This window comes from Hyalangium sp. (assembly GCF_035629615.1).
Taxonomy (GTDB): Bacteria; Myxococcota; Myxococcia; order Myxococcales; family Myxococcaceae; genus Hyalangium.
Genome location: NZ_DASPHO010000874.1, coordinates 1 through 15,070 on the forward strand (window position 1 = coordinate 1; position 15,070 = coordinate 15,070).

General features: G+C 67.0%; 9 protein-coding genes and 1 pseudogene. 4 read left to right on the plus strand and 6 right to left on the minus strand.

The features are described from left to right. Window positions 1–150 precede the first annotated feature (150 nt). Both VD972_RS43715 and VD972_RS43720 read right to left on the minus strand, forming a co-directional pair. Window positions 151–2,838 (minus strand): RCC1 repeat-containing protein, encoded by a 2,688-nt coding sequence (locus VD972_RS43715; protein WP_414654236.1) that lies wholly within the window; start codon window positions 2,836–2,838, stop codon window positions 151–153. After that, entirely contained in the window at window positions 2,838–3,797 is a 960-nt protein-coding gene (locus VD972_RS43720; RefSeq protein ID WP_324995766.1) for a hypothetical protein, read from the minus strand. The genes VD972_RS43715 and VD972_RS43720 overlap by 1 nt, the downstream gene beginning before the upstream one ends. 562 nt (window positions 3,798–4,359) lie before the next feature. On the opposite strand from VD972_RS43720, the pseudogene VD972_RS43725 reads away from it, so the two are divergent. Then, a pseudogene (locus tag VD972_RS43725) lies at window positions 4,360–5,316 on the plus strand (serine/threonine protein kinase); the annotation flags it as partial. Window positions 5,317–5,469: 153 nt separating this feature from the next. Next, a complete protein-coding gene (locus tag VD972_RS43730) occupies window positions 5,470–5,718 on the plus strand; it encodes a PEGA domain-containing protein (RefSeq protein ID WP_324995780.1) in 249 nt (82 codons plus the stop codon). Window positions 5,719–5,744: 26 nt separating this feature from the next. Here VD972_RS43730 and VD972_RS43735 read toward each other — a convergent pair whose 3' ends face one another. From VD972_RS43735 to VD972_RS43750, 4 genes are all read right to left on the minus strand, one after another. Next, the gene (locus VD972_RS43735; RefSeq protein WP_324995768.1) at window positions 5,745–8,663 is read right to left on the minus strand and encodes a CHAT domain-containing protein; all 2,919 of its coding nucleotides are present in this window, start codon (window positions 8,661–8,663) and stop codon (window positions 5,745–5,747) included. Then, on the minus strand, window positions 8,660–9,343 hold the full coding sequence (locus VD972_RS43740) for an RNA polymerase sigma factor (protein ID WP_324995770.1): 684 nt from the start codon (window positions 9,341–9,343) through the stop codon (window positions 8,660–8,662). The genes VD972_RS43735 and VD972_RS43740 overlap by 4 nt, the downstream gene beginning before the upstream one ends. Before the next feature lie 139 nt (window positions 9,344–9,482). After that, window positions 9,483–10,427, minus strand: coding sequence for an FAD-dependent oxidoreductase (locus VD972_RS43745; protein ID WP_324995772.1), 945 nt, complete (start codon window positions 10,425–10,427; stop codon window positions 9,483–9,485). A 13-nt stretch (window positions 10,428–10,440) separates the two neighbouring features. Next, window positions 10,441–12,351 carry a YgiQ family radical SAM protein gene (locus VD972_RS43750; protein WP_324995774.1) on the minus strand — a complete coding sequence of 637 codons (1,911 nt, stop codon included), beginning with the start codon at window positions 12,349–12,351 and terminating at the stop codon, window positions 10,441–10,443. Window positions 12,352–12,529: 178 nt separating this feature from the next. Here VD972_RS43750 and VD972_RS43755 point away from each other — a divergent pair, with 178 nt between their 5' ends. Both VD972_RS43755 and VD972_RS43760 read left to right on the plus strand, forming a co-directional pair. Next, the gene (locus VD972_RS43755; RefSeq protein ID WP_324995776.1) at window positions 12,530–13,699 is read left to right on the plus strand and encodes an L-dopachrome tautomerase-related protein; all 1,170 of its coding nucleotides are present in this window, start codon (window positions 12,530–12,532) and stop codon (window positions 13,697–13,699) included. A 635-nt stretch (window positions 13,700–14,334) separates the two neighbouring features. Beyond that, window positions 14,335–14,928 (plus strand): ABC transporter substrate-binding protein, encoded by a 594-nt coding sequence (locus tag VD972_RS43760; RefSeq protein WP_324995778.1) that lies wholly within the window; start codon window positions 14,335–14,337, stop codon window positions 14,926–14,928. Window positions 14,929–15,070: the final 142 nt, after the last annotated feature.

Sequence of the window (15,070 nt, forward strand, 5' to 3'; positions counted from 1 at the left end):
CGAGCCAGCTCCCGCGTGATGCGGTACTGGCCGATGAGTGTCTTCAGGAGTGGATCCGGGTACACCTCCATCGCACCTCCCGTGGGGCTGTCGAGACCCTGGGGCATCCAGGGACCAGGCACGGGAGAAGACGGAGGGCGCGGCGAATCTTCACGGCACCCTGAATTTCTTGGACCGATGCGTCCACGGGACACCCTCCCGCGTGAGCTGGCCCTGGCGGTGTATGGAGCCCTGCACTCGTAGGAGGTGGGGTGGAAGGAGAGCCTGCATCGGGAAGGGCTGGTAGGGTCCAGTCCCGTCGCCCAGTTGGCCTTCAGAGTTGTTGCCCCAAGCTCGGACGGTGGCATCACTGCGGAGCGCCAGCGAGTGGGAGGTACCTCCGGCCAGAGCGGTGATGCTGTCCAGCCCAGGCACCTGCACGGGCGTGAGGCTATCCGTCATCGTCCCATCGCCGAGCTGCCCATACTCGTTGCCACCCCAGGCCCAGACGGTGCCATTGCTGCGCAGCGCCAGCGACTGGAATTTGCCCGCAGTCATGGCTGTGACGTGGGTCAGTCCAGTCACCTGCACCGGGGTGTTTCGCTGGGTGGTCGTTCCATCCCCCAGTTGTCCGTGGGAGTTGTAGCCCCAAGCCCAGGCGGTGCCATCGCTTCGGAGTGCCAGCGAGCGAAAGTTGCCTGCGGCAATGGCGGTGACGCTGGTCAGCCCTGATACTTGCACTGGTGTCCAGCGGTTCGTAGTCGTTCCATCGCCCAGTTGGCCGTAGAAGTTGTAGCCCCAAGCCCAGGCGGTGCCATCATTTCGGAGTGCCAACGAGTAGTTGAAGCCTGCCTTGATGGCGATGACGCTGGTCAGCCCTGACACTTGTATAGGTGTCCGGTAGCCATTGGTCGTTCCATTGCCCAGTTGGCCGTGTTCGTTGCCGCCCCAAGCCCAGACGGTGCCATCACCACGGAGTGCCAGCGAGTGGGAATCGCCTGCAGCAATGGCGGTGACGCTGGTCAACCCAGTAACCTGCACCGGAGTGAGGCGCTGGGCAGTTGTCCCATCGCCCAGCATGCCGTAGAAACCGTTGGCGCCCCAAGCCCAGGCGGTGCCATCATTTCGGAGTGCCATCGAGTGGGTCATACCTGCGGCGATGGCAGTGATGCTGGTCAGCCCAGCCACCTGCACGGGGGTGAGGCGAGGGTCTGTCGTTCCATCGCCCAGTTGGCCATTGTCATTGTTGCCCCAAGCCCAGACGGTGCGATCACCACGGAGTGCCAGCGACTGGGAGTGGCTTGCAGCCATCGCGGTGACGTTGTTGAGCCCAGACACGTCGGTAGCGGTAGTGCGGTAGAGGGGGAGTCCATTGCCAAGTTGGCCGTAGTCGTTGGCACCCCACGTCCACAGGGTGCCATCGCTGCGCAGCGCGAGTGAACTGTTGCCACCTGCGGCCATGACGGTGACACTGGTCAGCCCTGGCATCTGCACGGGGGTGAGGCGAGGGTCTGTCGTTCCATCGCCCAGTTGCCCTTGATCATTGTTGCCCCAGACCCAGACGGTGCCATCGCTGTGTAGCGCCATCGAGTGGGCGCCACCTGCGCTGATGGCAGTGACGCTGGTCAGCCCTGACACTTGCCCGGGTTTAAAGTGGCCCGTAGTCGTTCCATCGCCCAGTTGGCCGTAATCGTTGTCGCCCCAAGCCCAGACGGTGCCATCGCTGCGCAGCGCCACTGAGTGAGAGGCGCCTGCGGTAATGGCGATAATGTTGGTCAATCCTGATGTCTGAGTGGGGGTGGCGTGGCTATCGCCCAATTGGCCACCTAAGCTGCGGCCCCAAGCCCAGACGGTGCCATCGCTGCGCAGCGCCACTGAGTGAGAAGCGCCTGCGGATATAGCAGTGATGCTGGTTAACCCAGGCACTTGCACGGGGAGGGAGCGGTTGATCCACGTTCCATCGCCCAGTTGGCCGTATTCGTTGTCGCCCCAGCTCCAGACGGTGCCATCACTGTGCAGCGCCAGTGAATGCTGGGAGCCAGCAGCAAGGGTAGTGACGTTGGTCAACCCTGGCACTTGCAAGGGGGAGTGGCGAGTAGTCGTCGTTCCATCGCCCAGCTGGCCGGAATCGTTATAGCCCCAAGACCAGACGGTGCCGTCACCCTGCAGAGCCAGCGAGTGGGCGTTACCAGCGGCCATGGCAGTGACGATGGTCAGCCCAGGGACTTGCGCGGGAGTATGGCGGGGGGGAATCGGTCCAGCGCCCAGTAGGCCCATGGGGCCCTCCCCCAGTTGGCCCTTGCTGTTATCGCCCCAGGTCCAGACGGTGCCATCACCACGCAGAGCCAGCGAGTGATTGCCACCGGTCGTGATAGTCGGAGGCGGGCAGGGATTGGCGGTGAAAGCAAAGGACTTGGAGACAGTGAGCGCGCCGTCATCACGGACCGTGACAGTCACTGTGACTGTGGAATCCCCTGGCACACATGAGGGAGGTGTCCACGACACGGTGCTGGTGGTTCCTGTGCTCGATGGGCTCCCGAGCGTGTCGGCACTGGCCTCCCACGTGAACGTGAGCTGGCTCGTCTCCGCATCCTGTGCTGTGACATCGAATATGACAGGATCAGAGTTCAGCACCTGGGTGGCGGACTGCGAGCTTTGCGTGATGACTGGAGCTGTATTTGTTGGAGGGTCTGGTTGGTCCGGAGGGTCCGGAGGGTCCGGGGGGGGCGGAGCGATATCGATGCCGCAGCTCGACGGGTTGCGCTGACAGAGCTTCTTCTCAGCCTCCGCGAAGTCCATGCACCCAGACGCCCAGCACAGCAGAGCACCCACCAGCAGCAAGCGCTGAAGCCAGGTCATCACCGCCACCTTCCATGGAAGACAGCCAGCGTGCCGTTCGTCCCCACGCCGAACTCAATGGGCGAGTCCGGCTCGCCCATTCCATACAAGCCCACAGCCAGACCCAGCCCCACGAGGCCGGCGCCCATGAGGCTAAACCCCACTTTCTGATAGGTGCTTCCGTGTGAGGCACTCCTCTTCACGTCCGAGAGCGTCGCGAGGCTCGGATCGGCCGATTCCAGCCGCGAGTACTCCTTCTTGGCGAGGCCCCAGAAAATCCCGCCCGTGATCATCAGTGCTCCTCCAGCGCTGGCAGGGACGAGCACGCGAGTGCTGAGTGCTCCCTTTCCGTAGACCCCTGCAGCACTTACGCCAGGGGTTGCCTCCACCGTGAGCGATGTATCTTGCTGGATGTGTGGCGAGTTGTTCACCACAACCTCCGGTGTCACCACCACCGAGATCGAGGGCGGTGCAGTTGGCGTCTCTGCCTGGCGCGGTTCCTGCGTAGAAGGGGTCTTGGTGGTCACAGCGCCGGCTGGCATAGGACTGGGCGGAGTCGCCGCTGTTGGCGCTTTCTGGCGGGATGGAGGCTTCGCGACAGTCAGTGCCGCATCTACGGCCTCGAACTGCTGTCGGATCTTGGGAGACACCTCTAGCGGAAGCGGGGCCCCCGGCCGCAAGAGCAGAGCCTCCTTGAAGGCCGCGGAGGCTTCTGCCTTCCTCCCCAGCTCACCAAGGAGGATGCCCTTGAAGAGATAAATGAAGACGAGCTCTTCCTGCGTACGGGCACGCTGCTGGGCGCTGTGAAGCTCCACCAGTGCGCGCTCGTACTCAAGGTCTTCATACTGGTTGCGTGCCTCCTGGATATAGGCTTTCGCCAGCCTCTGGCCTTGAGCCGCTGCGGACAGGTGGAGAAGAAGCACGCTCAGCCCTGTCAGGGCGCTCCAACGGCTCCAGGATGATGGTCCCACGTGGTGCATGGATGCCTCGTGTCAGTCCACGCCCCCGTCAGTCGCGCCTACCTCGAGCGAGATGACAGAGGGATGGGATGGATAGGTTCACCCGGCTGGCAGGCCTGGGTCAGGATTCGAAACCGTCGCGGAGCCCCGACGGGCCCGGCGGTTTGGTGTCGCCGCCCACCTCGATGGAGTTCGTCTGCGGGGGTGAGTCACTTTGCGCCGGAGTGCCACGGGGCTCCGGCCCTTGATGGATGGGCCGTGGCACGTCTTTGTGAGTCCCCACAGCCGGAAAAATTCGGAATCGAGGTATCAGACCCTTCATGTGCTCTCCCTGTGTCTCGCTTTGCACTGCACTGAAGCAGACGGAGCACGCGGCGGATCTTCACGGCACCTGGAATTCTTTTTTGAATGTGACAGGCAGAGTCCTCCTGGCCTGCTTCAATCATGGAAGTGAAAACAGAACCAGGGCTGTACCACTTCAGTGGTACATGATTCCCATCCGGATTGAGCACAGCCCATGTGCTTGAGCCTGCAAGAGGTGCTGAACTTCGGAGTGGTTGTCCTCATCGGAGAGAGACACGTCTTGGGTGAACAAGTCGGTCGATATCAGTTGGTCCGGAAGCTCGCGACAGGCGGAATGGCGGAGGTCTTTCTGGCCAAGGCCGAATGGCCCATGGGGCTCAAGAAGACGCTGGTGCTCAAGCGCATCCTCCCGCATCTCGTAGGGGAGCCTGGCTTCGTCGAGATGTTTCTCTCTGAAGCCACGCTGGCGGCCCAGCTCAGCCACCCCCACATCGTCCAGATCTTCGAGTTCGGCGAGTCCCATGGCCAGTACTTCCTCGCCATGGAGCACATCGACGGGCCTAGCCTGCACGTGCTCATTCAGCGCGCCCACGCGAGGGGCCTGGCCCCGCCGCCCGCACTGTGTGCACGGCTGGTCGCCAGCGCGTGCGAGGGGCTGTCCTTCGCGCATGATTTCGCCGACCCGGAGACAGGCCAGCCGCTGGGGCTTATCCACCGCGACCTCAGTCCAGACAACATCCTCTTGTCGCGGCAAGGGGCCCTGAAGGTCGTGGACTTTGGTCTCGCCAAGGCAGCGGGGCAACGCCACCGGACGAAGACGGGCATCATCAAAGGCAAGCTGCCGTACATGTCTCCTGAGCAGGTGCGTGCCCAGGTTCTGGATCGGCGTGCGGATGTGTATGCGCTGGGTACAGTCCTCTACGAGCTGCTCACGGGCTCAAAGCCGTTCAACGCGCCGACGGAGGCCAGTCTCATGCGGGCCATCCTCTTCGAGCCCCTGGTGCCCGCAGTGAAGCGTCGGCCCGATCTACCCAAGGCCATGCAGGAGATCCTCGAAGTGGCGCTTGCCAAGGATCGCGAGCGTCGCTACCCGGACTGCCCCCGCTTTCAGGCGGCGCTGGAGGACTTCATCCTCTCGCAAGGCAAGCCCGTGGCAGTTCACCAGGTGGCCCGGTTCATCGCCCAGGTCTCCAGCGGAAGCGGCGAACCCCTCCCCAGGTCCCCGCCGGGCGGGTCCACCTCCAAGGGCCAAGAGAAGCTGCGCTGGGCCCGCACAGGTGCGGTGCTCCCACTCCTGGCTCTCTTCATTCTGGGATGTGGGCTTCTGGTCTGGAGGATGAACTCCCGCCGGGCGCCGGAGCTGCCTGCTCCCGCGGGGAGGCCCACTCCCATGGAGGTCCTCTCCGGCCAGCCTTCCGTGGTGGGAAAGGGCGCCGTTGAGTTTCGGGTCCGGCCCTATGCCACCATCTTCCTCGATGGGAACAGGCTCGGAGAGACGCCGCTCACTCCGATTGAGGCGCCCGCGGGCCTCTACACCGTGAAGGTCGTCAACGCCGAGCTTGGCAAGACAGTGACCCGGAGCATCCAGGTGAGTGCGGGGCAGACCACGCTCGTCGCGGTCAACCTGTTCAAGGAGTGAAGTGCGCTCCTCCCAGGTTCCGCGGATCATTCAAAGACGAGGACGTCGGCGACCCAGCTCTCGGGCTCGCGTTCGAGCCATGCGCGCCGCTCAGCTGCAACGGCGGACACGGGGGATTCGCCCCTGCGAATGTGGGCCAGGACCGCATCGAAGAAGCGCACCGCCTCGAGATCCGGGACATCCTCCGGTGAAGCCACCACCGCGCTGGCACCGGCTCTGAGGAACGCTGTAGGGAGTCCCCACGCCTCGTGCACTCGATTCGCCAGCTGGCCGGCGCGACAGTCCGCCAGCAGGACGAGCGGGTGGCGCCGGAGCGGGTGGGCGCGGATCGCTTCCGCCGTGAGCGCCCACTTCCCATCCCCATCCGGCGAGAGCGCGAGCACGGGCGCGTCCGAGAGGCTCGTGTCGGAGAGGGCGTGGACATGGAACTGCAGCTCGGTTGCGTCCGTGAGCTCCGTGAGGACGCGCCTGGGATTCGCCTCGTCCCCGTGCAGGCTTGTGACCTGGGGGCCACGCGAACCCTCGGGGAGCTCCCAGTCCGCGAGCGGGGGGAGCTTGAGCTCTTGGGGAGCCTTGGCCCCGGTCACGATCACACGCCGCGCCGTCCCTGAGGCCTCCGGCATCCGAGCGCTCGGGACAACGTCGTAGCTCCAGGCCCACTCCGGTGGCAGCAGGCGGGGCGTGCCGGTGAGGGGAGGCTGCGCCAGCACGCGGATCACAGGACAGCCCGCCAGCAGCTCCAGGAGCCGGGGAGAGAGGAGGGGAGCACCTGTCCCGATGGGGAAACGCTCCGCGTAGTCCCCGGCCAGATCGCCTGAGGGACCGCGGACCGCCACCGCCAGCCGCAGGTCGTCGCGCGCAATGGCAACCATGCACGCGCCGGGAGGCTCTCCGTCTCCCAGCTCCTCGACCAGGAGGGGCGCCATGCGGTCAAACGCCCCTCGTCGCGCAGCGTCCACCAGGAGCATGGTGTACGCGTAGGAGCGCACCTTCGCCGCCGTTACATCCTCGGGAAGGCGCGCAGCCTCCTGAATGACGGCGCGGAGAAGTTGTTCGCCGCGTGCAGGGTTGCGGTCCATGTCGAGCCGCGCCTCGGCCCAGTCCGCGTAGAGCCGCGCTCCCTTCGCGACATCGCGTCGGTGGCGCAGTCCTTCGCTCTCGTGGCGAAGCGCCTTCTCGGAGAGAACGGGCAGCCCCATTCTGTGCAGATCGAGGTGGACGATGAGCCCGGTCAACGACAGGGGGGAGGAGCACGTGGGGGCCGCCGCCGCCTCTCTCCTCGCATCCTCGGGGCGCCCCTCCTTGACGTACAGCGCGGCCAGACTCAGCCGGGTATCGCGGTCTGTCTCGCAGTGCTCCGCCGAGCCCCCAAGGATTGCCTCCTCATAGTAGGCCCGGGCTTGGGCAAAGCTGCCTCGCAGCCGTTCGATCTCGCCGAGCTGCCCGGCGAGCCATGACATGTTCCCCCACTCGTTCTCACTGCGTGCTCGCTTGAGCGCTGCCTCGGCATGAACCCGCGCTGGCTGGAGCCGGTGAGCCGACAGATGCAGCTTCAGCAGCTCGATCTCGAGCATCATGCAGCGGTACGGAACGCGCCTGGCATCGCACTGCTCGAAGAGGTCATAGAGGAGTCGCTCGCCTCGGGCACTCTCGCCGGTGCGGAGCAGCGCCTTTGCCTCCTCGGTGCGCGCGTACAGGTCGATCCAGAGCGAGCCGTCCGCCTTGGCCGTGCGACGGAGCTCGTCCAGATGTTTCTCCGTGCGCCTCGTGTGAACGATCGCGCCCAGGATGAGATCGTCGGCGCCCGCCCTCCGGGCCTGCTCGATCCAGCGCCGCCACCCCGCATCGTCGAGCCTGCTTCGATGGCGGACAAAGTCCAGGTAGTCTGCCAAGAGCGGGCGACGGGCCTCGAGCGGCCATGAGCGGGCCTGTGAGAGTGCCCCTGAGAGCTCGTTGCTACCGTGGGTGCGGTCCAGCTCCTGTGCGAGGAGGGCGAGCTCATCCAGCCGCTCTCGGGACGGCGCCAGGCGCAGGGCCTGCTGAAAGAAGACGCGCGTCATCCCAGGGAAGCGGCGCGCCACCTCCGGTGGGAGCGGAGGCCCGCCTTCGATCATCTTGTCGCCGGCCTGGCGTGCCGCCCACCACGCGGCTCTCAGCTCGGTGCTCTGCTCTCTGAGTTTGTTGGCGCGTGCCTGGGCCTCCTGGCCCCACTCAGGGTCGCTGGGAGCCCCGCGAGCGAAGGACTCGGCCGCGGCCAGGGTCAGCCCCAGCTCGCGCAGGACCAATCCCCGGTTCCAGAGCGCTTGCCGGTGATCCGGCACACGGCGGAGCACGTCGTCCAGGATGACCAGCGCGTCTTCAAGGCGACCGTCGAGCAGGCTCAGGAGCGCGCGGTCGCTGTCCACGTCAGGAGTGCGCGGGGTGCGCTCCAGGTACTCTGCGGCGTGCCTGTAGTCCCCGGCGAGGAGGTATGCGCTCGCCACACCGCGAGAATCCCCGCGCTGCGACAGCTCCGCGATCCGCTCGGGGGGCGTGACATCACGGGCCGCGCCTGTTTCTCCGCGAGCAACGTCGTACGGGCGATAACGATCCGCCGCGGGGTACGTGAGGCGGCCCTCGATCGCGCGCCGCTCGGCAAGCACGAGGAGTGGCGCGGGGGCATGCTGGGGATCTCCTGGGCGGCTGGCCAGGTACACCAGGGCCATGGCCGCCGCTGCCGCCGCGGAGAGGGCTGCCACGAGCACTCTGCGCCGCTGGGGCCGCAGCCGGGGGACGCGAACTTCCCGTGCGCTCCGCACCCGCTCCTCGACAGCGCGCAGCTGCGTGTCCGTCTCCAGGTCCTCCTGGCAGCGCGGGCACCCCGTCAGGTGAGCGAGGAACGCCTGCTCCTCACTCGGGGACAGCAGCCCTTCGACATATTCATCTGCCCTTCCGCAGACACTCAAGGCTCGCTCCCCCGGCTCTGGGCCAGCAGCAGTTCTCGGAGCTTCCTGCGCGCGCGCAAGAGGCGTGTTCCCACGGTCCCACCGGGGATCTTCAGGGTCTTGGCAATGAGCGCGTAGTCCCATCCCTCCAGCGCATGCAAGCGGTAGCAGTCTCGCACGTCCTCGGGAAGGCGCTCGACGGCAGCGCGCAGTTGTTCCTCGGTGATGGTGCCCCACACGGGGGCAGGCTCGAGGGGCGGCTCCGGTACGTCCACTTCATCAAGCGACGCTCTCAGCGGCTCGCTGCTGCGCTGCCGAACGAGATCCACGAAGGTCCTCTTGAGGATCGTGAGGAGCCACGGGAGCGGCTGAGCGTGGTTGCGGAGTGTCCCATAGTGACGCAGCGCCCGCACGTGGACCTCCTGCACCAGATCATCGGGATCGAAGTGCCCGCGGCAGAGCTGCCGGGCTCGCCTCTCCAGAACGCCACGGTATTCGGCAACCAGCTCCTCGAAGGGCTTGGCCCCTGGAGCACGCGGGGGCGTGGAGCCGTCTCGTGCCTCGGCTGCAGCATAGGCATAGGGGTACTGGACTGGATCTGATCGCTCTTCAGGGCTGATAACCGGTGGATCCTTTGGATCTTCAGGCCCCTGACTCATTAGGGCGCACATAGCACGTGGGCCCCGTAGCGCGCGAGCCATGTATCAGCAATGGCGGTGCCAATGCCTCTCAGAACGTTCGCTGTAGCCTAGTGGCCCGTTCTTCCGAGTGTCACAGGTCTCGTCACGTCCCCAGGGGGCCGGGCTGTCACATGTGACCGCCCGCGTGCGGTTCCACTCTTCAGTGCACCGGGCCCACGAGCGCCACGACTTCCTCGGCACAGCCCCAGGACAGGGTGACGCCCGCGCCGCCGTGGCCGTAGTTGTGGATGACCCGGTGCTCTCCCACGCGCTCCTCTTCGAGGCGAACGGTGGGGCGGCCCGGCCTCAGGCCCACCTTGTGCTCCAGCACCTGGAACCGCGCTCCCGAGGGCAACAGCCGCCGGCAGCGCTCGAGGATCGCCTCGCCCTTCGCTGGATCGGGCACGAGCGAGTCGTTCCCGTCCTCGGCCGTCCCGCCCAAGATGCAGTCCGCGGAGCGGGAGATGACGTAGCCGATCCCTCGGACTTCGCTCTCGTCGACGATGAAGCCTGCTACGGGGGGCGGGGCCACGCGCAGCACCTCGCCTCGGATAGGGAAGAGCGAGTCATCCCCCACCAGCGAGCGTGCCCCCAGGCCCGTGCAGTTCACCACCACGGGAGCCTCTCGCCATACCTCGTCCAGCGAGCGCACTTCGCGCTGGAGGATGCGGCCGCCCCGCTCCCGGAAGCGAGCCTGGAGAAACGGTAGGTAGCGCGGCATCTCGATGATCGGCGCCTCGAATGAGTAGCCGTGGGAGAACCCCGGTACCAGCTCCTCGGCCGTGGCCGCGCGCAGGCTGGGCACGCACGGCGCCCACCAGGGCTCGGGGGGGGCCTCGTTGAAGAGCTCCACGCCGCGCACCACCTGGATCCCTGCCTCGGGGCGTGCCGCCAGCTCACACAGCACATTGAACGTGCGCCGGGCCCAGGCCGTCACCCGATCCTGTGGGAAGGCCCGGTACGGGCCCCAGACGGCCGCTGCCACATCCGAGGTGGTGTGGGGCGGCAGCTCGCGCGCCCGGATCTCCACGGTGTGGCCGGCCTCGAGCAGCCGGATACCGCATGAGAGCCCCGAGACGCCACACCCCAGGACGATGACGTGCATGGCAGCTCCTGGCTCACTCCGCCCGTCGATCCTCAGCCCGACGGCGGCGATCGGCCTCGGCGGGGCTCTCAGGAGGCACCAGCGCTTGTGGCCCGCGGCCGATCAGATCCTTGCGCCCCGCCTGCTCCAACGCCTCGCGCGCCAGCGGCCAGTGCTCGGGGTTCCAGTAGAGCAGCAGCGCCTTCTGCAGCTTCTTCTCCCGCAGTCCCCGCGCCGTGTACACCGGCTCCATCTTCAGCGGATCGATCCCTGTGTAGTACATGGCCGTGGCCATCGCCATCGGGGTGGGGATGAAGTCCTGCACCTGGCGCGGCCGCTTCCCGTTCTTCTTCAGCCACAGCGCCAGCTCCACCATGTCCTCCAGCATCGAGCCCGGGTGCCCGCTGATGAAGTAGGGAATGTCGTACTGCTCCTTGCCCGCCTCCTCGCTCGCGCAGGCGAACAGGGTCTGGAAGCGCTCGAAGCTCTCGATGCCCGGCTTCTTCATCTTCTCCAGCACCCGCTTCGACACGTGCTCCGGCGCCACCGAGAGCTGTCCGCCCACGTGGTGCGCCGCCAGCTCCTTCACGTACTCGGGCGAGCGCTCGGCCAGGTCGTACCGCACCCCGCTGGCGATGAAGACGTGCTTCACGCCCTCCTCCTGGCGCACCTCGCGCATCAGCTCGATCAGCGGGCCGTGGTCCGTCTGCAGGTTCTCGCACACCCCCGGGTGCACGCAGGACAGCTTGCGGCACTTGCTCTCGATTGCCTCGCTCTTGCACTTGAGCTTGTACATGTTCGCCGTGGGGCCACCCAGATCCGTGATCGTCCCCCGGAAGTCCCCCATCCGCCGCAGCGCACGCACCTCGCGCAGCACGCTCTCCGCCGAGCGGCTCTGGATGACGCGGCCCTCGTGCTCGGTGATGGAGCAGAACGTGCATCCGCCGAAGCAGCCCCGCATCAGCACGATGGAGTGCTTCACCGTCTCGTAGGCGGGGATGCCCTCCTTGTACATGGGGTGGGGGACCCGATTGAACGGCAGGTCATACATCTCATCCATGGCCACCGAGCCCTCCCCGGTGCCCACCCCGTCATCCAGCGGCCGCGCGGGCGGGTTCATGTAGATGGCCCGGTTGCCATGGCGCTGCACCTGGGGCCGCGCGTTGCCCGGGTTCGTCTCCATCTGGAAGTCCCGGGACATCACCGCGAAGGCGCGCTTGTCCGCCACCACCTCCTCGTAGGAGGGGAGCACCACCGTCTTGCGATCGGCAGCCCGCCGCGCCGGATCCGCCTCGTGCGCCTTCGTCTCCGCGTCGTTGATGATGTACGCCGTACCGCGCACGTCCCGGAGCTGATCGATGCGCTCGCCCCGGCGCATCCTGTCTGCCACCTCCCACACCGGGCGCTCGCCCATGCCAAAGATGAGCAGGTCCGCCTTGGCGTCGAAGAGGATGGAGCGGCGCACCTTGTCGCTCCAGTAGTCGTAGTGGGCGATGCGCCGCAGCGACGCCTCGATCCCTCCCAGGACGACGGGCACCTCCGGGTACGCCTCGCGGCAGCGCTGGGCGTAGACGATGGTGGCTCGATCCGGCCGGCAGTTCGTCTGCCCGCCGGGGCTGTACTGATCCTCCGAGCGGTTCTTCTTCTGCGCAGTGAGCCGGTTGAGCATCGAATCCAGGTTGCCGGCGGCCACCCCGAAGAAGAGCCGCGGCTTGCCCAGCACCTTGAAGGGCTCGGCCGAGTGCCAGTCGGGCTGGGCGATGATGCCCACCTTGAAGCCTCGCCCCTCGAGGAAGCGGGCAATCAGCACGGGCCCGAACGCGGGGTGGTCCACGTACGCGTCCCCGCTGACGATGATGATGTCGAGCTGCTCCCAACCTCGGGCCTGCATGTCGGCGCGAGTCGTGGGGAGGAAGGGATGGGGGTAGCGAGCGAGCGTGGCCATGGTGTGCACCTTCTCCCCTAGTCTCTCTCTGAGAGGAGAAGCAACCTTCGCTAACACCTACACCTGCGCTTTTGATACCGGGAGCAACACCGGAACACGGGCGTGGGCACGCCTGGTACCCCCCACAGCAGGCGCGCTGCTGGCCCGGCAGCGCTGAAGGCCTGGAGGTCCATGCCCTATGATGAAGCGAACCTCGATTCTCCTGGTGCTGACGGCGGAGCTGGTGCTCGCCGGGTGCAAGAGCTCGGGTGAGGCTGCCCCTGAGGGCACCATGCGGGAGCAGTTCTCCGCGCTGGAGCGCCGCGACTCGGGTGTGGAGGTGGTGGCGCGCCTGGACGCCCCTCCAGGGAACATTGCCATCTGCCCCCAGGGACGTGTCTTCCTGAGCCAGCACCCCTTTGGTGCTCCCACTGTCGCAGTCGTGGAGCTGATGCCCGGCGGAGCCACTCGCCCGTACCCCACGGAGGTGTGGGCCAGGGCGCCCGGTGCGGATGGGGTGGGCCTGCAGACCGTCATCGGCGTGGAGTGCGACAAGAACGGCGTGCTGTGGCTGCTCGATAATGGCAAGGGCGGTGGCGAGGGCGCGAAGCTGGTGGCGTGGGACACGCGCGACGAGCGCCTCGTCCGGACCTACCCCCTCACCGCGGCCGCCGTGCCCAACTCCTTCATCCAGGATCTGGTGGTGGACCCGGACCGGGGGGCCGCCGTCCTGGCCGACATGGGCCGGGGAGATCTCATCGGCCAGAACATGCCCGGCTTCATCGTGGTCGACCTGAAGAGCGGTGAGGTCCGGCGGGTCCTCCAGGGTCACCCGAGCCTCAACCCGGAGGAGGTTCCGATGGTGGTGGAGGGCCGCTCCCTCACGGTCTCCGATCCGCAGGGTCGTCCCGTCGAGCCGCGGCTGGGACTCAACCCCATCGCGCTCGATCCCGCGGGCGAGTGGGTCTACTTCGGCGCGATGAACGGCCGCACCGTGTGGCGGGTGAAGCTGTCCGAGCTGGTGGATCCGGCTCTCTCGGCGGAGGAGCTGGGCAGGCGCGTCTCCCGCTATGGGGAGAAGGCGGTCAGTGACGGCATCTCCGTCGACTCCGTGGGGAACGTCTACGTCACCGACCTGGGCGAGGGGGCCATCGGCGTGACGTCTGCGGATGGCAGCTACCGTGTGGCCGTGAAGGATCCCCTGCTGAGCTGGCCGGATGGGCTGAGCTACGGGCCCGATGGGTACTTCTACGCCACGGTGAACCAGCTCCACCGCCACGCTGTGCTCAACCAGGGCCAGGCCGCCACCCAGCCGCCCTTCCTGGTGGTGCGCTTCCGGCCGCTGGCGCCGAGCGCTGTGGGTCGCTGAAGTCCGGTGGGTGGCTGGAGCCAACGGACGCAGCCTTGAGGGGGGCACTCCCTCGGCGGAGGTCGGCGCAAACCTGTCATACAAGCAGACAGGTTTGAGCGGACGGAGCCTCAAGCGGGGCCTCTGTCGGCCGAGGTCGGCCCAAACCTGTCATACAAGCAGACAGGTCTGAGCGGACGGCGCCCCAGGCGGGGGGCCCCTGTCGGCCGAGGTTGGCGCAAACCTGTCATACAAGCGGACAGGTTCGAGCGGACCGAGCCCAGCGGGGCCTCCCTGTCGGCTGAGCTCAGAGCAAACCTGTCATACAACTGGACAGGTTCGGGGGGGCCGCACCCGGCCAGCGAGGGGAGCGATGCTGGAAGCGGGCGCCGTTCTGCCTTATGTGTAGGGCGGCTTGCTCCCCTGCATGACATGACAGGCGAACCTCCTCCTCGGCCCCCACGTTTTTCCTTTCTCTCCGATGCTTGCGTGGCCCTGGTGGCGCTGGTCGGGGTGACGTCCTGTGGCGGGAAGGAGGGCTCAGGGCTCGAGCGCGTGCAGCGGGACGGGGTGCTCCGCTGGGGCGCGGATGCGCAAGGCGGTGAGCCCTATGCCATGGAGGACCCAGACCGTCCGGGGCAATACCGGGCTTCGAGGTGGAGCTGGCCGACGCCCTGGCCCGTGAGCCGGGTGTGCGCGCTGAGCTCGTCCAGAACGACTGGTCCAGCCTGATCCCCACGCTGGAGCGTGGCGGCTCATTCGATGTGGCCCTGAATGGCATGGAGATCACCCCCGCGCGCGCCGGCCGGGTGCTCTTCACGCGCCCCTACTACCTCTTCAACCTCCGGCTGATGGCGCGGCAGGACGACACCTCCGTCACCGGGCTCGAGTCGCTGCGCGCGCGCCGAGTAGGAACGCTCTCCAACTCCCAGGCGTGGGAGCTGCTGCTGCGCAGCGGGGCCCAGGCCGTCCCTTACGAGGGCGTCCAGGAGCCGTACATCGATCTGGAGCAGGGCCGCCTGGACGCGGTGCTGATGGACGACATCATCGCCCAGCGCTACGGCATGCCGCGCCAGGGGCTGCGCGTGGTGGGCGACGTGGGCGAGGGCTACTACGCCATCGCCGTACGGGTATTGGTGCTCCACGGAGGGCACATCATCGAGGAAGGGGCCCCGGGCGCGGTGCTCGCGAACCCGCGGCACGAGCGGACCCGTGCCTTCCTCGGGCTCGGGTACGCCGCCGCCAGCTGAGCTCTCCGGAGAGCGGGGCGCTGCCCAGGTCAGCTCGAGACGCGCGCGGCGCCTCCGACATGGGCAGGAGCGGACCTTGGGTGCTACTGCGCCGCCAGCACCGAGGCCAGCCGCCGCATGCCCTCATCGATCAGCTCGGGCG

Excerpts from the sequence above, each read along its gene's own strand:
- VD972_RS43755 (WP_324995776.1), top strand. The coding sequence starts at position 12,530 with ATGATGAAGCGAACCTCGATTCTCCTGGTGCTGACGGCGGAGCTGGTG.
- VD972_RS43730 (WP_324995780.1), top strand. The coding sequence starts at position 5,470 with ATGGAGGTCCTCTCCGGCCAGCCTTCCGTGGTGGGAAAGGGCGCCGTT.
- VD972_RS43720 (WP_324995766.1), bottom strand. The coding sequence starts at position 3,797 with ATGCACCACGTGGGACCATCATCCTGGAGCCGTTGGAGCGCCCTGACA.
- VD972_RS43740 (WP_324995770.1), bottom strand. The coding sequence starts at position 9,343 with ATGGCTCGCGCGCTACGGGGCCCACGTGCTATGTGCGCCCTAATGAGT.
- VD972_RS43715 (WP_414654236.1), bottom strand. The coding sequence starts at position 2,838 with ATGACCTGGCTTCAGCGCTTGCTGCTGGTGGGTGCTCTGCTGTGCTGG.
- VD972_RS43750 (WP_324995774.1), bottom strand. The coding sequence starts at position 12,351 with ATGGCCACGCTCGCTCGCTACCCCCATCCCTTCCTCCCCACGACTCGC.
- VD972_RS43745 (WP_324995772.1), bottom strand. The coding sequence starts at position 10,427 with ATGCACGTCATCGTCCTGGGGTGTGGCGTCTCGGGGCTCTCATGCGGT.